Below are 17,724 nucleotides of genomic sequence, written 5' to 3' on the forward strand. Positions count from 1 at the left end.
GTCCGGTGAGTGCACGAGCACCTCCCGTCCGGAGCCGACAAATCCCATGCAGGACCCGAAGTCAGTGGGAGGGTGGGTCACACCCCGGCGGGAGGTGCTCACCAACATCCTCTCTGTGGGCGGGGGAGGCGGTGGCACCCCGGCAAGCGACCAAGATCAGGTAACCCGGCACGAGGCCAAGATCAGCCGTTCGGTCAGCTACCGGTCAGCCGTCTCATCTGTCGTTTTAGTCCGTTTCGCGCCGGGTCTGCGACCGGAGTGGACGCTTAACTGAACACGTGACTCACCGGGGGAAAACACTCGTCGCAGGGCTCGCGCTCGCGGCCGGCACGGCTCTGACCTGCGCCTCGCCCGCGTACGCCCAGGACTCCGACGCCATGCCCAGCTTCAACGGCGCGGTGCTGACCATCGCGTACGCCAAGAACACGGTCTACGTCGGCGGCGACTTCACCGCGGCGATCGTCAACGGCAAGCCTGTCGCCCGCGGGCGCCTCGCCGCCATCGACGCCCGCACCGGCGCCCTTCTGCCCTGGGCCCCGCCCGCCGACGGTCGCGTCAAGGCGCTCGTCGTCAGCGGCACCTCGATCTATCTGGCCGGCGACTTCGCCACCGTCGCCGGCGGGAAGCGGGACAGCCTGGCCCGGGTCGACGCCGCCAGTGGCGCGCTGCACAGTACCTTCAAGCACTCGATCGCCGGGCGGCCGCTGGCGGCGTTCGCGGCGCACGGGCGGCTCTACGTCGGCGGCACCATCACCGCGGTCGACGGCCAGGCGCGGGGCCGGCTCGCTGCGTTCAGCCTGAGCAGCGGCAAGCTCGACGCCCGGTGGCAGCCCACGGCCGACGACCAGGTCGAGACGATCGCGGCCGGCGGCGGGCGGGTTTACGTCGGCGGCCGGTTCAAAAAGATCAACAACAGGTCCGGGTACGGGCGTCTGGCCGCCCTCGACCCGGCGGGCGCGACGATCGTGCCCACTTTCAAACCGCAGCCCCCGGTCATCACATACGCGCTGGCCGTCACCGGCGATGCGGTCTACACGGCGCACGGCGGTCAGGGCGGGCGGATCACCCGGTTCACGCCGGAGGGCGCGCTGAAGTGGTCGGCGGCCTTCGACGGGGACGCGCAGGCGGTGACCGTGCTCGGCGACACCGTCTATGCCGGCGGGCATTTCGACCGGGCCTGCAGCACGGCGCGCACGGCCGCGCAGGGGGTGTGCGTCGACGGCTCGGACAACCGGATCAAGCTGGCCGCGCTGTCGGTGGCCGACGGCCACCTGCTCGACTGGACCGCCGACGCGAACGGGGTGGAGGGAGTGCTCGCCCTGGCCAGCAGCGCGAAGCTGGGCGCGGTGGCGATGGGCGGGTCGTTCACCACCGTCGAGGGGCGCCAGCAGAAGCGTTTCGCGCAGTTCTCCTGAGCTTTACTCCCGGCAGCACGGGGCCGCACCCATCGGGCGAGGGTGCGGCCCCGTGCGTACGTCCGGAGTGCCTACGGCTTGCAGTTGTGCGAGCGCTTCCAGGCTGCGACCTCGGCCACCGGGCTCTTTTTGCCGCCCTTGCGCCACGAGGCCAGGTAGGAATACGGCCACACGACCCCGCGGCGGACCTTCCAGTCGCCGACCTTGGCACACGGCGGCGAGATGCCGTAGTGCAGGTGGCACACGTTGTTGGCGTTGCCCGTCCGGCCGACCTTGCCGAGTTGCTGGCCGGCCTTGACCCGTACGCCCTTGTTGACGCCCGCCTGCACCTTGCTCAGGTGCGAGCCGTAGTAGCGCACGCCGTCGTCGCCGAGCAGCGAGACCGACAGGCCGCCGTTGTTGGGGCCGTCGGGCGCGCCCTTCACGTACCTGTCAGTGCGGCTGACCTCGAGCACGACCCCGCTCGTCGTGGCCACCACCGGCTGCCCGCAGTCGGCGAAGATGTCGGTCGCCTTGTATTTCGAGTGAGTGGTGTGCCAGTCGACGTTCGACGCCTTGACCGGGAAGGCGTATTTCACGACCTTGCGGCTCGGGCTGGGCGTCACCTTCACCGGCGGCCGGGTGCTCGCCAGGCCGCTCGCCGTCGAGGGCGCCGGTGAACTGGGCGCCACGGACACCTGGGCGGCCGCCGGGGTCGTCGCGGCCGGACTCGTTGCGGGCGGCGGGTCGACGAACTGCGGCGTCGGGGCGGCGGAGCCACCCCCGGCAGTGCCGCCGCAACCGGCCAGGCAGACGGCCACAACGGTCAAACCGGAGAGGGTACGGAGCAAAGGCACCGAGCCATCGTGGCAGAAGTCGGCGGCTCCCGCCGACCCGTGCTGGCTAGGCTGGCCGGTACGAGCACTCCTGGCTGAGGTGGAGGTGGGCCGCGATGAACCGGCACGACGTCTGGCAGACGAGCGCGCCGCCGCCCATGCGCGCGCCCTCGGGGCTCTTCCCGGGCCCGTCCCGGCCGACCTACCGCGAGCCGCACCCGATCGGCGCCGGCCCGCTGCTGGCCGGCCTCGGCGCGGGCGCAGCCTGGCTCGCGCTGTTCGGCGCCCTCGGCCGTGACCTGGCCAGTTACGCCTGGTGGACGCTGCTCGCCGCGGTCACCGCGTGGGCTGTCGCCCTGATCCTGACCGCGATCGGCGACCGGGCGGTGGCCGTCGGGGTCGCGCTGGCGAGCGGGTTGGGGCTGTCGATCGCGATGCTGTTCGTGGGCAGCCGCTGGATCACCACCCAGGATTGGCCGCTGTGGTGATTGTCCGGGATGACCGCCTTGTCAGCGACCCGATGTGCCGTACTCGTCGCAGTGCGCACTTGCTTCTGATTTAAAGAACACTGGGCCTTGACTTAAAGACTTGAAAAGGTTCAACCTCGGCTTCATGCCCCCCACATCCCCCCGGCTCGATCCCGATCGTCGCCGGCGCCGACTCGAGCTGCTGGCCGCGCTGTCCAGCGCGAAAACGGCGCGGGAGACCAGCCAGCCCCAACGGCTGCGCCGGGCACGGCTGCGCGAGCTCATCGCGATGCGCCGTCGCCTGGTCAACTGACTTCATTCACCTACCGAAGGCGTGGCGCGCCGCACCCGCCGTTTCTCCCGCTACCGTCACTCGCGAGCACATACGTCGTGGGGGGAAAGTTGTCGACATTCGCTGCCGCCGTGGGCCGGGGCAAGAACGGGTGGACGGCGTCCGAGGTGGACCTGAGTAGCCTGGCCGACATCGACGAGGTCGTCGACGCGATGCGGGACGTGGAACCGGACGCCGACGTCACCTTGCTCTTCGTCGAGAGCGACGATCTGTATCTGGCCATCCTGCGCCTGGACGAGGGGGACGACCTGCGGGTCTTCGGCTCCGACTCGGCGTTCGCCGACGAGTCGCGGATCGGCGCGATGCTGCTGGGCGACATCGAGGCGCCGGCGCTGGAAATAGACGAACTGACAGCGGGCGACGACGAGGACGACACCGACCGTCCCGCGTCCGACCCCGACGCGGATCCGGTGGGCGACGCCGAGCTGCTCAACGACCTCGGCATCAACGCGCACCGGCTGCTCGGCCTGTGTGGTCAGGAAGGCACCATGCCGGCCGACGTCACCGCCGAGATCTGCGGGCGCATCGGCTGCGGCGACGAGATGGAAGAGCTGCGCGACGCGTGAGCCTGGTCGCCCTGCCGCGCCACGAGACCTGGATGCGACGGGCTCTCGAGGTCGCTGCCGCGGCCGGTGAGGACGTGCCAGTCGGGGCGGTGCTGCTCGATGCCGCCGGCCGGGAGCTGGCCGCGGCGGGCAATCAGCGCGAGGCGAGCGGCGACCCCACCGCGCACGCCGAGATCCTGGTGCTGCGCCGCGCCGCCGAACGGGCCGGCACCTGGCGCCTGGACGGTTGCACGCTGGTGGTGACGCTTGAGCCCTGCACGATGTGTGCGGGGGCGCTGGTGCTGGCCCGGGTGTCGACGCTCGTCTTCGGTGCCTGGGAGCCGAAGACCGGCGCGGTCGGGTCGCTGTGGGACGTCGTCCGGGACCGGCGGCTCAACCACCGGCCGGAGGTCTATGCCGGCGTGCTCGAGGACGAGTGCGCGGCGATCCTCCGCGATTTCTTCCGCTGACTGCGGCGTCACGGCTTCTTCCCCGTACGGCGGGAAGTCCTGACGCCGCAGGCAGTGCTCACGGTCTTTGCCGTACGGCGGGAAGCCCCGACGCCGCAGGCAGTGCTCACGCTCTTTGCCGTACGGCGCGAAGCCCCGACGCCGCAGGCAGCGCTCACGGCTTTCTCGTGCGCTGGCCTCCTGCTCAGGCGATGGCCGTCTCCAGGCCGATCCGGACCATGTCGCCGAAGCCCTGCTCGCGCTGAGCCGAGTCCATCTTCGCGCCGGTCTTGATGTGGTCGCTGACCGTGAGGATGGTCAGCGCCTTGGCGCCGTAGCGGGCGGCGATCGTGTAGATCGCGGCCGATTCCATCTCGACCGCCAGCACGCCGTAGTCGGCCAGGGCGTCATAGAGGTCGGGGCGGTCGGTGTAGAAGGCGTCGGCAGCCAGGATGGGGCCCACCCGCAGCGACGTGCCCTGCCGCTCGGCCACCTCGACCGCGGTGCGCAGGAGGCTGAAGTCGGCCACCGGCGCGTAGTCGATCAGGCCGTCGAAGCGGGACCGGTTCATGTTCGAGTCGGTCGCCGAGCCGATCGCCGCGATCACGTCGCCCAGCTGCAGGTCGGGTGCCAGCGCGCCGCACGAGCCGATCCGGATGACCGACTTCACGCCGTACTCGTTGATCAACTCGTGGGTGTAGATCGAGGCCGACGGCATGCCCATGCCCGAGCCCTGCACGGACACCGGCACACCCTGGTAGGTGCCGGTGAAGCCGAGCATCCCGCGGACCTGGGTGTAGCACTTGGCGTCCTGCAGGAACGTCTCGGCGATCCACTTCGCCCGCATCGGGTCGCCCGGGAGCAGGACCCGCTCGGCGATGTCGCCCGGCTGTCCGCCGATGTGCACGCTCATCGTCCTGTGTCTCCTCGCTCGTTCGTACCGCTCATGCCCCCGATCCTGCCAGGTCGGGCCTGGTCGGTCGGGGTGGGAGCGGCAAAGGGGAACCCGGCGTCGGGCGCTGATCGGGGTCCGGTAACGTACTTACCGGTGGTGTGTCCGAGCGGCCTAAGGAGCACGCCTCGAAAGCGTGTGAGGGTGCAAGCCCTCCAAGGGTTCAAATCCCTTCACCACCGCCAAGTGCCCGTCGGCTCCGTTTCCATGGAGCCGGCGGGTTTTTTCGTGCGGTCCGGTCACCGTTGGTCACCGTCTGCTCGGCGATCCTCATGATCAAATATCGGGAAGGTAACGCCACCGTTTCGGCGTTCGACGATCACGATCGCTGCCTGGTTCGATAACGGAAAGTAGCGGCAAGGGGACGGCCCAAAGACCTTCGCTGTAGCGCAAGTCACGCAGGCCAAAACCACCGGATCAGACAATGCGCTTTTAACCACCTGGTGAGAAACTTTCACAAGATAGCCCTGCGCCGATGGCTGTTAACTGTCCTAGATTTGACTCGTGAGAGTTGACAGTCACTGGTGGAATGGTGACGTCCGGCTTGCGCGCCGTGACGTCTACGTCCGCACCGACGGTAAGGCCTGGGAAGTGGAAGCTCAGATGGGCGGACCCGAAGGCAAGTCGAAGGTGCAACAGTGTCCAGGGCGGGCCTCGGCCATGATCCTGGCGGACGCGTGGCGTGGACCACGCTGGCAGTGGCGCAAGCTGTAATCGCGCCAGGAGCCCAGGCTGCGCCGCCAGCTCGTCTTCATCGGCCAGCCGACTTTCCTGTAGGGGTCAGATTCTTCAGTGGATCTGACCCCTATTGCGTTCCCGTTCCCGGCCGCACCGTTTGTCCGGTGGCAATTGTTGACGCGGATCTAGCCTGAGCTGCCATCAACAGCGCCAGGAAGCGATTCCCATGCAGGCCACTGTCACCGATCACCGAAGCGACATCGCCGTTCTCCACCTGCGGGGCGAACTCGACTCGGATACCGCCAACCAGCTCCATGCGACCATGGCGGACCTGCTGGAGCGGCCGGTCCCCCGCATCGTCGTCGACCTGACCGACCTCAAGTTCTGCGACTCCGTAGGACTCAGCACCTTCATTACCAGCAAACACGTCATCACTGCGCGTGGTGGCTGGCTCAGCTTCGCCGGGGCCAACCCGTTCCTCAGCCAGCTGATGGAGACGGTGGGCCTGAGCCGTTACTTCGCCATCTTCCCCGAGGTCGACGACGCCATCGCGGCCGCTCAGCTCTGACCATCGTCCGGCGTGGGCTGAGATCTATCGCCGCGCTTGTCTACGCGGGGGCGGGCTCGCTGCATCGCCTGGGCAGGCCTCGGCGCAGCCGCCGGCCGTCGCTCGGCAGGCACGCCGACCGGGACCACATAGACGAAAGGCCGGACCTCGCGGTCCGGCCTCTTTCGTGTCTGCCCTGCTGGTGCTGGCGGAGGATACGAGATTCGAACTCGTGAGGGGTTTCCCCCAACACGCTTTCCAAGCGTGCGCCCTAGGCCACTAGGCGAATCCTCCGTCAGCCAGAATACAGAGGCGCGCGTGTCGGCAGACGCAGGGTCCCCGCCCGTGTCCGCCGGGGGCCGGGTAAGCTGGGGCCAGCCTCTCGTGCGGCGTGCATCTCGTGAACCTCCCCAGGGCCGGAAGGCAGCAAGGATAAGCGGGCTCTGACGGGTGCACGGGAGGCCCTTTATTTTCCCCGACCCCCTCAGCGGTACCTGGGTTGGTTCTTGTCGTACCCCCGACGGACAATGGCGCGGTCGTCGAGGAGGGGCACCAGTGGCACTCGCGCTATACCGCAAGTACCGTCCGCGTACGTTCGCAGAGGTCATCGGCCAGGAGCACGTCACCGAACCGCTGTCTCAGGCGCTGCGCAGTGGCCGTCTGCACCACGCCTATCTCTTCTCAGGCCCGCGTGGCTGCGGCAAGACGTCCAGCGCTCGCATCCTGGCCCGCTCGCTCAACTGTGAGCAGGGCCCCACTCCCGAGCCGTGCGGGGTATGCGGCTCGTGCCGCTCGCTCGCCAACGACGGCACCGGGTCGATCGACGTCATCGAGATCGACGCGGCCAGCCACGGTGGTGTCGACGATGCCCGTGAGCTGCGCGAAAAAGCGTTCTTCGCGCCCGCCAACAGCCGCTACAAGATCTACGTGATCGACGAGGCCCACATGGTCTCGTCGGCCGGCTTCAACGCGCTGCTCAAGCTCGTCGAAGAGCCGCCGGAATACGTGAAGTTCATCTTCGCCACCACCGAGCCCGAAAAGGTGCTCGGCACGATCCGGTCGCGCACCCACCACTACCCGTTCCGGCTCATCCCGCCGGCCACGCTGCGTCCCTACCTCCAGCAGCTCACCGAGGCCGAGGGCGTCCAGGTCGAGCCGGCGGTGTTCCCGCTCGTGGTGCGGGCCGGCGGCGGCAGCGCGCGCGACTCGCTGTCGGTGCTCGACCAGCTGATCGCCGGCGCCGGCCCCGAGGGCGTCAGCTACAACCGGGCGATCGCGCTCCTCGGTGTCACCGACGTCACCCTGCTCGACGAGATGTGCGACGCCCTCGCGGCCGGCGACGGCGCGGCGGCCTACTCGACGATCGACCGGGTGGCCGAGGCCGGCCACGACCCGCGGCGCTTCGCGTCCGACCTGCTCGAACGCTTCCGCGACCTGATCGTGCTCCAGCAGGTGCCCGACGCGGTGTCCAAGGGCCTGATCGACGGCCCGGCCGATCAGCTCGAGGCGATGGGCGCCCAGGCCGCACGGCTCGGCCCGGCGACGCTCTCACGCTGCGCCGACATCGTGCACAACGGCCTGGTCGAAATGCGCGGCACGACCGCCCCCCGGCTGCTCCTCGAGCTGGTCACCGCACGCATGCTGCTGCCCGGCGCCGAGGATTCGACCGGCGCGCTGCTCCAGCGCCTCGAGCGGATGGAACGGCGCCTGTCGCTGGGTGGCGAGCCGTCGCCGCTGCCCCCGGGCGACGCACCGGCTGCTGCGGCTCCCGCTCCCGCGCCTGCTTCCGGCGGGGGTGGCAGCGCAGGCTTGTCGGCGGCTCGCGCAGCCGCTGCAGCCGCCGCACGGCGCGCTGGTACCGGGGGCCGCGCCGCCACCGCTCAGCCGAACACCCCGGCCGCTGCTCCCGGCTCTGCTCCGGTCTCCCCTGCTCCGGTCCCCGCTCCCGTTTCTGCTGCTCCGGTCTCTGCTGCTTCCGCTTCCGCGGCTTCGTCGTCCGCAGCTCCGGTGAGCGCGGTCCCAACGTCTGCGGTTTCGGACTCGGCTACGCAGGCCGGTTCTACACAGGCTGGTGCTGGACAGGCTGGTGCTGCGCCGGCTGGTGGGGGAGCGGGGGCGGATTGGAACGATGTCGCCGCCGGAATGTCCGATGGTCGGGCCGCGATCGACAGCCGCGTCTCCGAACCCGACCACGACGAACCGCCGTGGGACGAAGAGCCCGAGGACTTCGACTCCGGTGACGGACGCCCCGCCGCATTGTCACCGTCTCACCAGGCCGCACCGACCTCGAACCTGGCGCCCACGTCGGCAGGGCCGGATTCCGGGGGCCCCACAGCGTCCGCGCGAGCCGCCGAGTCTTCGGACGGCGCTTCGGCGGGCCAGTCCTCCAACCAGGCGAACCCGGTGCGGCGTTCCGAGCCTGTCGCCGAGGCCATTCCTGCGGGGCGGCCGGATTCGGCCGGTGGTGGCGTTCCTGCGCGCGATTCTGACCAATTGAGCAACGCCTCAACGGCTGAGGCCGACGCCCGGGGCGGCGCCTCCACTCGGGGCGAGCCCCCGGTTGGTGCCGCGCGCGTTGGTGGCGGGGCACGAGCCGAGTCCTCAGACGGTGTTGCCGCGGGGGCGGAGGCTTCCACCGGTGTTGGAGGGCCGCAGATTCCGGGCGGTGCTGCTGCTGGGACGCATGCTTCCGGTGGTGCTGCTGCGGGGCCGCAGGCTTGGGGTGGAGCTGGGCGGGCTGAGGCTTCTGGTGGAGCTTCCGGGCGGCGGCGGGAACCGGCGGGAGTGCTGCCGGATGCGCCCGAGGAGCCGGCGGCCGCGGCGGTCGAAGCTGCGGCGGCTGGGCCGGGGCAGTTGACGGCGCAGGCGGTGCGGCAGGTATGGCCCGAGGTGCTGGCCGAGGTCAGGAAGCAGCCGCGCGGTGTGGTGCTGCGGGCGATGGCGGCCGACGCGACCGTGCGCGAACTTGAAGGCGAGACAGTCATCCTGACCGTGCCGTCGCCGCGGCACGCGCAAGGAATCACCCAGGGGGCGGCGCTCATCGTCAACGCCCTGTACGAGGTGCTCGGCGGCCAGTGGGAGATCCGCTGCGAGGTCGCGGGCGCCGCGGGGGCGACCCCGTACGGCGGCTCAGCGCCGGCACGCGGCGGGTCAGGCGGCAGCGGCTCCGCAGGCGGGTCCGCAGGCGGCGGGTCAGCGGGCGGCGGCCGTGCCCAGGTTCGCAACCAGAGCGCGCCGAGCCAGCGGCCGGATGCGAGCGGGCAGCGGCCGGCTCCGGGCCGCGCGGCCGCGGCTCCTGCGGGCGTGGCCCCGGCCGGTGCTGCTCCCTCCGGGGCGGCCCAGCAGACAGCTCAGCCGGCTGCGGCTGGGCGGGCTCCGCACACCCAGCGGCGTCCGTCGGAGGCTCCCGCCTCCGGCGGCGACGACGATTGGCCGGAGCCGGCCCAACCGGGCGGCCACTCCGCTGAGGCCGAAGCCTCCGTCGAGGACGACGAGGAAGATTGGCCCGAGGTCCGCGCGATCCCGACAAGCCCGCCACCTCGGTCGGAGGATCAGGGCCGGCCGGCATCCGCCGACGTGTCCGGCTCCGCCGCAGCTGCAACGGCTGGCTCCGTCGACGCCGGTGCTGCTGCGGTCGGCCCGCTTGGCGGGGATGGTGCTCACCGCTCGGGCCCCGCCGAGGAAAGTGACCTCGCTGCGGGCAACCGCGGTCCGGGATCCGAGGTCACCAACGCCGGCGCTGTCGGCAGCGGTCTCGCTGCGGGCAACCGCGGTTCGGGCGGCACTGGATCCGAGGTCACCAACGCTGGCGCTGTCGGCAGCGATCTCGGTGCGAGCAACCGCGGTTCGGGTGGCACCTGGCCCGACGTCGCCAGCGCCGGCGCCGCCGGAAGCGCACTCACTCCGGGCAATCGCGGTTCGGGTGGAACGGGATTCGAGGCCACCAGCTTCGGCGCTGTCGGCAGCGACTCCGATGTGGGCAACCGCGGTTCGGGTGGAACTGGATCCGAGGTCACCAACGCTGGCGCTGTCGGCAGCGGCCTCGATGCGGGCAACCGCAGTTCGGGAGGCACCTGGCCCGAGATCACCGGCTCTGGCTCCGCCGGCAGCGCTGTCACTGCGGGCAACGGTGGTTCGGATGGCAGCGTACGCGGTTCTGTAGTCGAGGTCGCCGATACCGGTGTTGGCGGTCGCGACTTCGCTCCAGGCAGCCGCAGTTTGGATGGCAGCGCGCGCGGCACTGGATCCGAGGTCACCGACCCTGGCATCGGCAGCGCGGGTGCTGGAGCGCCTGGCTTCGCCGATCGTGACGCGGGCGGCGTAGCCGGTGGTACTGCCGGCCAGGAAACGGCTGGCGACTCGCCCGCTGCCGGCCGGGTCAGCGGATCCGGCCGCGAACCTATTGGTCTCGGCGAAGGCGGGCCGCGTGACTCTGCGCAGGCCGGCCAGGGCGAGCGGCAGGGCGGTGCCACCGCGGCTGCCGGCAGTTCGGCTGTGGCTGCCGCCCGGGCTGCTGCGGCGCGGGCAGGGGCGAACGCTGCTCGCAGTGCCGGCGGAGCGCCGGCCCCGAGCGCGCCGGCGGGAGCGGGTGGTGGCGCCGGTGCTGCGAGCACCGGGCGGAACTCCGGGCCGAGCAGCGGCCTGGCTGCGGCCCGGGCTGCCGCGGCCCGTGGGGCTGCCGGGGCGCGGCCGGCGGCGAAGCAGGCGAACGAGGCCTGGTCCGACGGTTCACCCACGGAAGAGGCGCCGTACGACCCCGAGTTCGACGGGCCGCCGTCCAGCAAGGCCAAGTTCGAGGGATTCGACCCCGGTGACGAACCGCTCGACGAGGTGATCGACGAGAAGACCGCGCGCGAGAGCGGTGAGCAGATGGCCATGCGCCTGCTCCAGGAGGCCTTCGGCGCCGAAAAGATCGGTGAGAGCTGACCCTGTAACACGGTCAGAAAGTTGGGCCGGTCCCCATCCGCGGGCGGTGGGGGCGACCCGGCCGGTGGGTGATCGGTTGTGGGGTGGGGTGTCGGGAGTGGCGCTTGGTGTCGTCGGCGTTAGGGGCGGCTACGCTGGGCGGCGACTGCGCGCGGGAACGTTGGGGATTGACGGGCTTGCGCGTGTGCGGACTTTCAGCGGACATGAGGAGCGGTGCCATGCGCCCGGGCGGACAGCCGAACATGCAGCAGATCATGAAGCAGGCGCAGAAGATGCAGCAGCAGGTGGCGGAGGCTCAGGCTGAGCTGGCCGCGGCCGAGCTGACCGGCACGGCGGGCGGCGGGCTCGTCACCGTCACCGTGACGGGGCTCGGGGAGTACAAGTCTGTGAAGATCGACCCGAAGGCTGTGGATCCGGAGGACGTCGAGACGCTGGAGGACCTCGTGCTCGCCGCCATCCACAACGCCGCCGAGGCGCAGCGTGCGCTGACCGAGGAAAAGATGGGCCCGGCCACCGGTGGCTTGACCCTGCCGGGGTTCTGATCGCGTGTACGAAGGCGCCATCCAGGACCTGATCGACGAGCTGGGGCGGTTGCCGGGCGTCGGCCCGAAGAGCGCCCAGCGGATCGCCTTCCACGTCCTGTCCGCGGACCCGGCTGACGTCAATCGGCTGTCGACCGCTCTGCGCAAGGTCAAGGAGCTGGTGCGGTTCTGCACCACGTGCTTCAACGTGGCCGAGTCGGAGCAGTGCCGGGTGTGCCGGGACACCCGCCGCACCAACGAGGTGCTCTGCGTCGTCGAGGAGCCCAAGGACGTCGTGGCTATCGAGCGGACCGGCGAGTTCCGGGGCCGCTACCACGTGCTGGGCGGGGCCATCAATCCGCTCGAGGGCATCGGGCCGGACAACCTGCGCATCCGGGAGCTGCTGCTGCGGCTCGGCACCGGTGAGGTGAAAGAGTTGATCCTCGCCACAGACCCCAATACCGAGGGTGAGGCCACCGCCACCTACCTGGCGTTGATGATCAAGCCCATGGGGATCGCGGTCACACGTCTGGCAAGCGGTTTGCCGGTCGGCGGTGACTTGGAGTACGCCGACGAAATTACTCTCGGTCGTGCTTTTGAGGGGCGACGGGCAGTCTAGACGTACGCTGGGTGATCGCTTGATCACAAGGCGATAGCATTTTGGCCCGGATTCGCTGCTCACGGGCCATCTACCCGGTAGTTTCCGATTGGTCGGGGCGGCAGGTCACGGTCACATCACGACGGGGACACGGAACCGGACGTGTGCGGTCCGTGAACTTGACCTGAAGCCCCGGCTTAGGTGAGTGTTCCTTCCGATGGCGGCACACCCGCCGTCGAGTGCCTTCGTGGCGTGGGTCTGATCTGACCGTCGCGCGACGAGGGTCGGCACTCGAGGCATGCGATAACCGATCGGTTGCCGTTCGCTGCGTGGGCCATCGCTCTCCGGTCTCGCGGGTTCTTCGCCGAACCCTGCGCGCCGGTGGCCGTGGACTCATGCTCGTCCGGTCGCCGGGAGAGGACCGGCGCTTAGATGTCGCTAGGCCCAGAGGCGTCGATCAAGGAAGAGTCGACGGCGCCTGCTGCCGACGCGGCCGACGATCGTGGTGGCGAGAAGGCGATCGCAGGTCGATCTCTCAAGCAGATCGCCTGGCGTCGGCTCAAGAAGGACAGGGTGGCGATCGCCGGTGGCATCGTCGTCATCTTCCTGATCGTCGTCGCCATCCTGGCCCCGGTGCTCAGCAAGCTGTTCGGACACCCGATCGACGAGTACCACATCGATCAGATCGATCCGACGTTCAGCACGCCGATCGGCAAGTTCGGCGGCATCAGCCGCGAGTTCCTCTTCGGCGTCGAGCCCACCTCCGGCCGGGACGTCTTCAGCCGCATCCTCTACGGCGCGCAGACCTCGCTCTCGGTCGCGTTCCTCTCGGCGCTGCTGTCGACGATCCTCGGTACGACCTTCGGCCTGGCCGCCGGCTTCCTCGGTGGCTGGGTCGACGCGGTGATCAGCCGGATCATGGACTTCCTGCTGGCCTTCCCGCAGCTGCTGTTCGCGATCGCGCTGGTCTCGGTCCTGCCGGATTCCTTCCTGTTCTTCGGCGACCGCTGGTCGAGAGTGTTCGTGCTGGTGGGCGTCATCGGCTTCTTCGGCTGGCCGTACATCGGCCGCATCGTCCGGGGCCAGACCCTCTCGCTGCGTGAGCGCGAGTTCGTCGAGGCCTCGCGCAGCATGGGCGCCCGCTCGGGCCGCATCCTCTTCAAGGAACTACTGCCCAACCTGGCCGCGCCGATCCTCGTCTACGCGACGCTGATCATTCCGACCAACATCCTCACCGAGGCCGCGTTGAGCTTCCTCGGCGTCGGTATCCCGCCGCCGAACCCGTCCTGGGGCGGCATGTTGTCGGACGCGGTGACCTTCTACTCGATCGACCCCATGTACATGATCATTCCGGGCGGAATGATCTTCATTACCGTGCTTGCCTTCAACCTGTTCGGTGATGGCTTGCGCGATGCGCTCGACCCGAAGGCTCGCTGAGCCGAGGGGGTCGTTACCACCGCAATATCCGCGGACCGGCCGGGTTCGCTTTCGGAGAGGTAGGAGTACAGGTGGCAAGCAAGACAAGGGTGATGGCGGCAGCTGGTATCGCCGCTGCGCTCGGGCTCACCACCGCCGCGTGCGGTGGTAGCTCCGACAGTGATGACAAGGGCGGCGCCTCGGGTGGCGCGGCTGGTTACAACGCCGCAGTCACGAGCGTGGTCAACCCCAGCACCGCCAAGGGCGGAACCCTCAACCTCTGGTCGTCGCAGGATGCCGACTCGTGGGACCCGGTTCGCGGCTACTACGCGTTCGTGTGGAACCTGAACCGGCTCTACACCCGCAAGCTGGTCGACTACTCGGCCCTGCCGGGCAAGGACGGCCTCAAGCTCACGCCCGACCTGGCCGCTGCCGAGCCGGAGATCAGCGCCGACAAGCTGACCTACACGTTCAAGCTGCGGGACGGCATCAAGTTCGACGACGGCAGCCCGATCACGTCGAAGGACATCAAGTACGGCATCGAGCGGGTCTGGGCCAGCGACGTTCTCTCGGGCGGTCCGGTCTACCTGCCCGGCGTGCTCGACCCGGACAAGACCTACAAGGGCCCGTACAAGGACACGGACCCGAACAAGCTGGGTCTGAAGTCGGTCACCACGCCGGACGACAAGACCATCACCTTCAAGCTGGCCAAGCCCAGCGGTGACTTCCTCTACCTGCTGGCCATGCCGGGCTCGGGCCCGGTGCCGCAGAAGCGGGACACCGGCGCGCAGTACGGCAAGAAGCCGGCCTCCTCCGGCCCGTACATGTTCAAGGACATCCAGCCCGGTAAGAGCGCCTCCTGGGTGCGCAACCCGAACTGGGACCCGGCGACCGACCCGATCCGCAAGGCGCTGCCGGACGCGATCAACCTGACGATCACGACCAACGCCGACGACCTCGACAGCCGTCTGCTGGCCGGCACCGCCGACCTCGACGTCGGCCAGGTCGGCGTGCAGGCCGCGGCCCGCACCAAGCTGCTCAGCGACCCGAACCTGAAGAAGAACGCCGACAACCCGGTGTCCGGCTTCCTGCGGTACGCGGGCATCACGCAGGTCGCGCCGCTGAACAACATCGAGTGCCGCAAGGCCGTGATCTACGCGGCCGACCCGACCGCCCTCCAGGCGGCCTTCGGTGGCCCGCTGGCCGCCGGCGACATCGGCACCAGCATGCTGCCCGACAACATCGCGGGCTCGGACGCGAACTACGACCCGTTCAACCGCAAGCAGGGCAAGCCGCAGGTCGACAAGGCCAAGGAAGCCCTGACCAAGTGCGGTCAGCCGAACGGCTTCAACCTGACCATCACCGCGCGCAACAACCGCGCGCAGGAGGTCAAGGCGGCCGAGGCTCTGCAGGCTTCGCTGAAGGCCGTGGGCATCACCGCCAAGATCGACCAGTACGACGGTGCGCAGCAGGCGTCGATCACCGGTTCGCCCGACAACGTGAAGAAGAAGGGCTACGGGATCATCATGGCCGCCTGGGCGGCCGACTACCCGACCGGCTCCGGCTACATGCAGCCGCTCTCGGACAGCCGCTTCATCCCGGCCAACGGCAACTACAACCTGCCGGAGATCAAGGACCCCGCGATCGACGAGCTGTTCGACAAGGCCAACCTCGAGTCCGACCCGACGAAGGCCGCGGAGTACTACAAGCAGATCAACACCAAGATCATGGAGGGTGCTTACTACCTTCCCGTGGTCTCCGCCAAGGCGCTCAACTACCGCAACCCGCGGCTGACGAACGTCTACATCCACGACACCTTCGGCCAGGTGGACTTCCAGGCCCTCGGCGTCAGCGACGGCAAGTAACAACGGCTGAGCCGTACCGTCCACAGGGTTAATCGAAGGGTTGGTGAAGGCCGCCCGTGAGGGGCGGGCACCGGATTCGCGTAATCCGGTGCCCGCCCGTCCAACAGGCCGCTCGTCGTGCTGGCATACCTGATTCGGCGTCTGTTCAACGCGGTCCTCACGCTGCTCGTGGTCACCGCGGTGACCTTCGGCATCTTCTTCCTGGTCCCGAAGGCCACCGGCAGCGACCCCGCGCTGCTCTACATCGGCAAGACTTCCGACGCGGCCTCGGTCGAGGGCATCCGCGTCAAGATGGGGCTGAACGACCCGATCGTCGTGCAGTACGGCAAGTTCCTCAAAGGCCTGGTGGTCGGCCGGGACTACGCCAACGGCCCGGACGTCAACCACTGCCCGGCGCCCTGCCTCGGCTACTCGTTCAAAACCGACCAGGAGGTCACGCCGCTGTTGCTCGGCGACCTTCCGGTCACCCTCTCGCTGGCTCTCGGCGCCGCAGTGCTCTGGTTGATCATGGGTATCTCCACCGGCGTCATCTCAGCCCTGCGAAGAGGCACGGTCCTCGACCGGGCGGTGATGGGTGGCGCGCTGGCCGGCGTCTCGCTGCCGATCTACTTCACCGGTCTGCTGGCGTCGGCGATTTTCGTCTACTGGCTGGGCTGGCTGCCTCAGGGCCAGTACGTGCCGTTCACCGAGAATCCCGGCGAATGGTTCATCCAACTGCTGTTGCCGTGGATCACGCTGGCGTTCCTGTTCGCCGCGACCTACGCACGGCTCACCCGCGCCAACATGCTGGAGACGCTCGGCGAGGACTACGTGCGCACCGCCCGGGCCAAGGGCCTGCGCGAGCGTACGGTCATCGGCAAGCACGCGTTGCGCTCCGGCCTCACCCCGATCGTCACCATCTTCGGTCTCGACCTGGGCGCGCTGCTCGGCGGCGCCGTCCTCACCGAGACGGTCTTCAACCTGCGTGGCCTCGGCTACCAGGCGCTCACGGCGATCCGCGGCAACGACCTGCCGATCATCCTGGGCGTCACGCTGATCGCCGCGTTCTTCATCGTCTTCGCCAACCTGGTCGTCGACCTCGTCTACGGCTTCATCGACCCCCGCGTCCGGCTGGCCTGAGGGAGATCCACGTGTCCATCGGAGCCACCAACCCCCGCCCGTACCTCGAGGTCAAGGACCTCACGGTTCGGTTCGAGACCGACGACGGCATCGTCCAGGCGGTCAGCGACTCGGCGTTCAGCGTCGAGGCCGGCAAGACGCTCGGCATCGTCGGCGAGTCCGGCTCGGGCAAGAGCGTCACCTCGCTCGCCGTCCTCGGCCTGCACCGCACCCGCAGCAACGCCAAGGTCTCGGGCGAGATCTGGCTCGACAACCAGGAACTGGTCACGGCGTCCGACGAGCAGGTCCGCCTGCTCCGCGGGGGCAAGATGGCCATGATCTTCCAGGACCCGCTGAGCGCGATGCACCCGTACTTCACGGTGGGGTCGCAGATCGTCGAGGCCTACCGGGTGCACCACCCCGGCGTGAACAAGAAGGTGGCCCGGGAACGGGCGATCGACATGCTCGCCCGGGTCGGCATCCCGCAGCCGGAGCGGCGTTTCAACGACTACGCCCACCAGTTCTCGGGCGGCATGCGGCAGCGGGCGATGATCGCGATGGCGCTGGTCAACGACCCCAAGCTGCTGATCGCCGACGAGCCCACCACCGCCCTCGACGTGACCGTGCAGGCGCAGATCCTCGACCTGATCCGTGACCTCCAGGACGAGTTCGGCTCCGCGGTCATCATGATCACCCACGACCTCGGCGTAGTGGCCGAACTGGCCGACGACGTCCTGGTGATGTACGGCGGCAAGGTGATCGAGAAGGGCCCGGCGCTCGAGGTCTTCCAGAACCCGCAGCACCCGTACACCTGGGGTCTGCTCGGCTCGATGCCGCGCCTCGACCGCGACGTGCGTGAGCGCCTCAACCCGGTCAAGGGCTCGCCGCCCAGCCTGATCAACCTGCCGAGCGGGTGCGCGTTCCACCCCCGTTGCCCGTACGCCGGGCGCAACGGCAACCGATCCTTCAACGAGGTGCCTGTGCTGCACGGCGACGTGCACAAGGTCGCCTGCCACCTGCCTCAGGAAGCTCGTACCGAGATCTTCCAGCAGGAAGTGCTACCGAACCTCTGAGCGGAGT

The 17,724-nt window shown here is 69.2% G+C and carries 15 protein-coding genes, 2 tRNA genes and 1 other RNA gene; 15 read left to right on the plus strand and 3 right to left on the minus strand.

The window, feature by feature from the left end; genetic code table 11:
• Positions 1–278: 278 nt before the first annotated feature.
• Positions 279–1,415: a PQQ-binding-like beta-propeller repeat protein gene (locus KXC43_RS22850; RefSeq protein ID WP_308129201.1), complete on the plus strand. Its 1,137-nt coding sequence runs from the start codon at positions 279–281 to the stop codon at positions 1,413–1,415.
• A gap of 71 nt (positions 1,416–1,486) precedes the next feature.
• Here KXC43_RS22850 and KXC43_RS22855 read toward each other — a convergent pair whose 3' ends face one another.
• Positions 1,487–2,224, minus strand: coding sequence for a M23 family metallopeptidase (locus KXC43_RS22855; RefSeq protein WP_255644614.1), 738 nt, complete (start codon positions 2,222–2,224; stop codon positions 1,487–1,489).
• 122 nt (positions 2,225–2,346) lie between these two features.
• Here KXC43_RS22855 and KXC43_RS22860 point away from each other — a divergent pair, with 122 nt between their 5' ends.
• The 4 genes from KXC43_RS22860 to tadA all read left to right on the plus strand — a co-directional run bounded on the left by KXC43_RS22860 (position 2,347) and on the right by tadA (position 4,064).
• Positions 2,347–2,718 carry a hypothetical protein gene (locus tag KXC43_RS22860; RefSeq protein ID WP_255644616.1) on the plus strand — a complete coding sequence of 124 codons (372 nt, stop codon included), beginning with the start codon at positions 2,347–2,349 and terminating at the stop codon, positions 2,716–2,718.
• 124 nt (positions 2,719–2,842) lie between these two features.
• Entirely contained in the window at positions 2,843–3,010 is a 168-nt protein-coding gene (locus tag KXC43_RS22865) for a hypothetical protein (protein WP_221378174.1), read from the plus strand.
• A gap of 89 nt (positions 3,011–3,099) precedes the next feature.
• Positions 3,100–3,615 (plus strand): tRNA adenosine deaminase-associated protein, encoded by a 516-nt coding sequence (locus KXC43_RS22870; protein WP_221378175.1) that lies wholly within the window; start codon positions 3,100–3,102, stop codon positions 3,613–3,615.
• A complete protein-coding gene (gene tadA / locus KXC43_RS22875) occupies positions 3,612–4,064 on the plus strand; it encodes a tRNA adenosine(34) deaminase TadA (RefSeq protein ID WP_438870908.1) in 453 nt (150 codons plus the stop codon). Before KXC43_RS22870 ends, tadA begins: the two co-directional genes overlap by 4 nt.
• Positions 4,065–4,248: 184 nt before the next feature.
• Here the strand turns inward: tadA and deoD are convergent, their stop codons facing one another.
• Positions 4,249–4,956, minus strand: a complete 708-nt coding sequence (gene deoD / locus KXC43_RS22880; RefSeq protein WP_221378176.1) for a purine-nucleoside phosphorylase — start codon at positions 4,954–4,956, stop codon at positions 4,249–4,251.
• Between the two features lie 134 nt (positions 4,957–5,090).
• On the opposite strand from deoD, the gene KXC43_RS22885 reads away from it, so the two are divergent.
• Positions 5,091–5,180 (plus strand) — tRNA-Ser (locus tag KXC43_RS22885).
• A gap of 719 nt (positions 5,181–5,899) precedes the next feature.
• Positions 5,900–6,241, plus strand: coding sequence for an STAS domain-containing protein (locus KXC43_RS22890; RefSeq protein WP_221378177.1), 342 nt, complete (start codon positions 5,900–5,902; stop codon positions 6,239–6,241).
• 185 nt (positions 6,242–6,426) lie between these two features.
• Here the strand turns inward: KXC43_RS22890 and KXC43_RS22895 are convergent.
• Positions 6,427–6,514: transfer RNA gene (locus KXC43_RS22895), tRNA-Ser, on the minus strand.
• A gap of 79 nt (positions 6,515–6,593) precedes the next feature.
• Here KXC43_RS22895 and ffs point away from each other — a divergent pair.
• The 8 genes from ffs to KXC43_RS22935 all read left to right on the plus strand — a co-directional run bounded on the left by ffs (position 6,594) and on the right by KXC43_RS22935 (position 17,717).
• Positions 6,594–6,690: signal recognition particle sRNA small type (gene ffs, locus KXC43_RS22900), an RNA gene on the plus strand.
• A gap of 85 nt (positions 6,691–6,775) precedes the next feature.
• The gene (locus KXC43_RS52800; protein WP_308129202.1) at positions 6,776–11,146 is read left to right on the plus strand and encodes a DNA polymerase III subunit gamma and tau; all 4,371 of its coding nucleotides are present in this window, start codon (positions 6,776–6,778) and stop codon (positions 11,144–11,146) included.
• 242 nt (positions 11,147–11,388) lie between these two features.
• Complete coding sequence (locus KXC43_RS22910) at positions 11,389–11,688, plus strand: YbaB/EbfC family nucleoid-associated protein (RefSeq protein ID WP_221378348.1); 300 nt, start codon at positions 11,389–11,391, stop codon at positions 11,686–11,688.
• A gap of 4 nt (positions 11,689–11,692) precedes the next feature.
• Complete coding sequence (gene recR, locus KXC43_RS22915; protein ID WP_221378178.1) at positions 11,693–12,286, plus strand: recombination mediator RecR; 594 nt, start codon at positions 11,693–11,695, stop codon at positions 12,284–12,286.
• A gap of 411 nt (positions 12,287–12,697) precedes the next feature.
• Positions 12,698–13,702, plus strand: a complete 1,005-nt coding sequence (locus tag KXC43_RS22920) for an ABC transporter permease (RefSeq protein ID WP_221378179.1) — start codon at positions 12,698–12,700, stop codon at positions 13,700–13,702.
• Positions 13,703–13,773: 71 nt separating this feature from the next.
• Entirely contained in the window at positions 13,774–15,546 is a 1,773-nt protein-coding gene (locus KXC43_RS22925) for an ABC transporter substrate-binding protein (RefSeq protein WP_308129203.1), read from the plus strand.
• Between the two features lie 117 nt (positions 15,547–15,663).
• Complete coding sequence (locus KXC43_RS22930; protein ID WP_221378180.1) at positions 15,664–16,665, plus strand: ABC transporter permease; 1,002 nt, start codon at positions 15,664–15,666, stop codon at positions 16,663–16,665.
• An 11-nt stretch (positions 16,666–16,676) separates the two neighbouring features.
• On the plus strand, positions 16,677–17,717 hold the full coding sequence (locus KXC43_RS22935) for an ABC transporter ATP-binding protein (protein ID WP_221378181.1): 1,041 nt from the start codon (positions 16,677–16,679) through the stop codon (positions 17,715–17,717).
• The last annotated feature ends 7 nt before the right edge of the window (positions 17,718–17,724 follow it).

It is taken from the genome of Paractinoplanes polyasparticus (genome assembly GCF_019710575.1).
GTDB lineage: Bacteria > Actinomycetota > Actinomycetes > Mycobacteriales > Micromonosporaceae > Actinoplanes > Actinoplanes polyasparticus.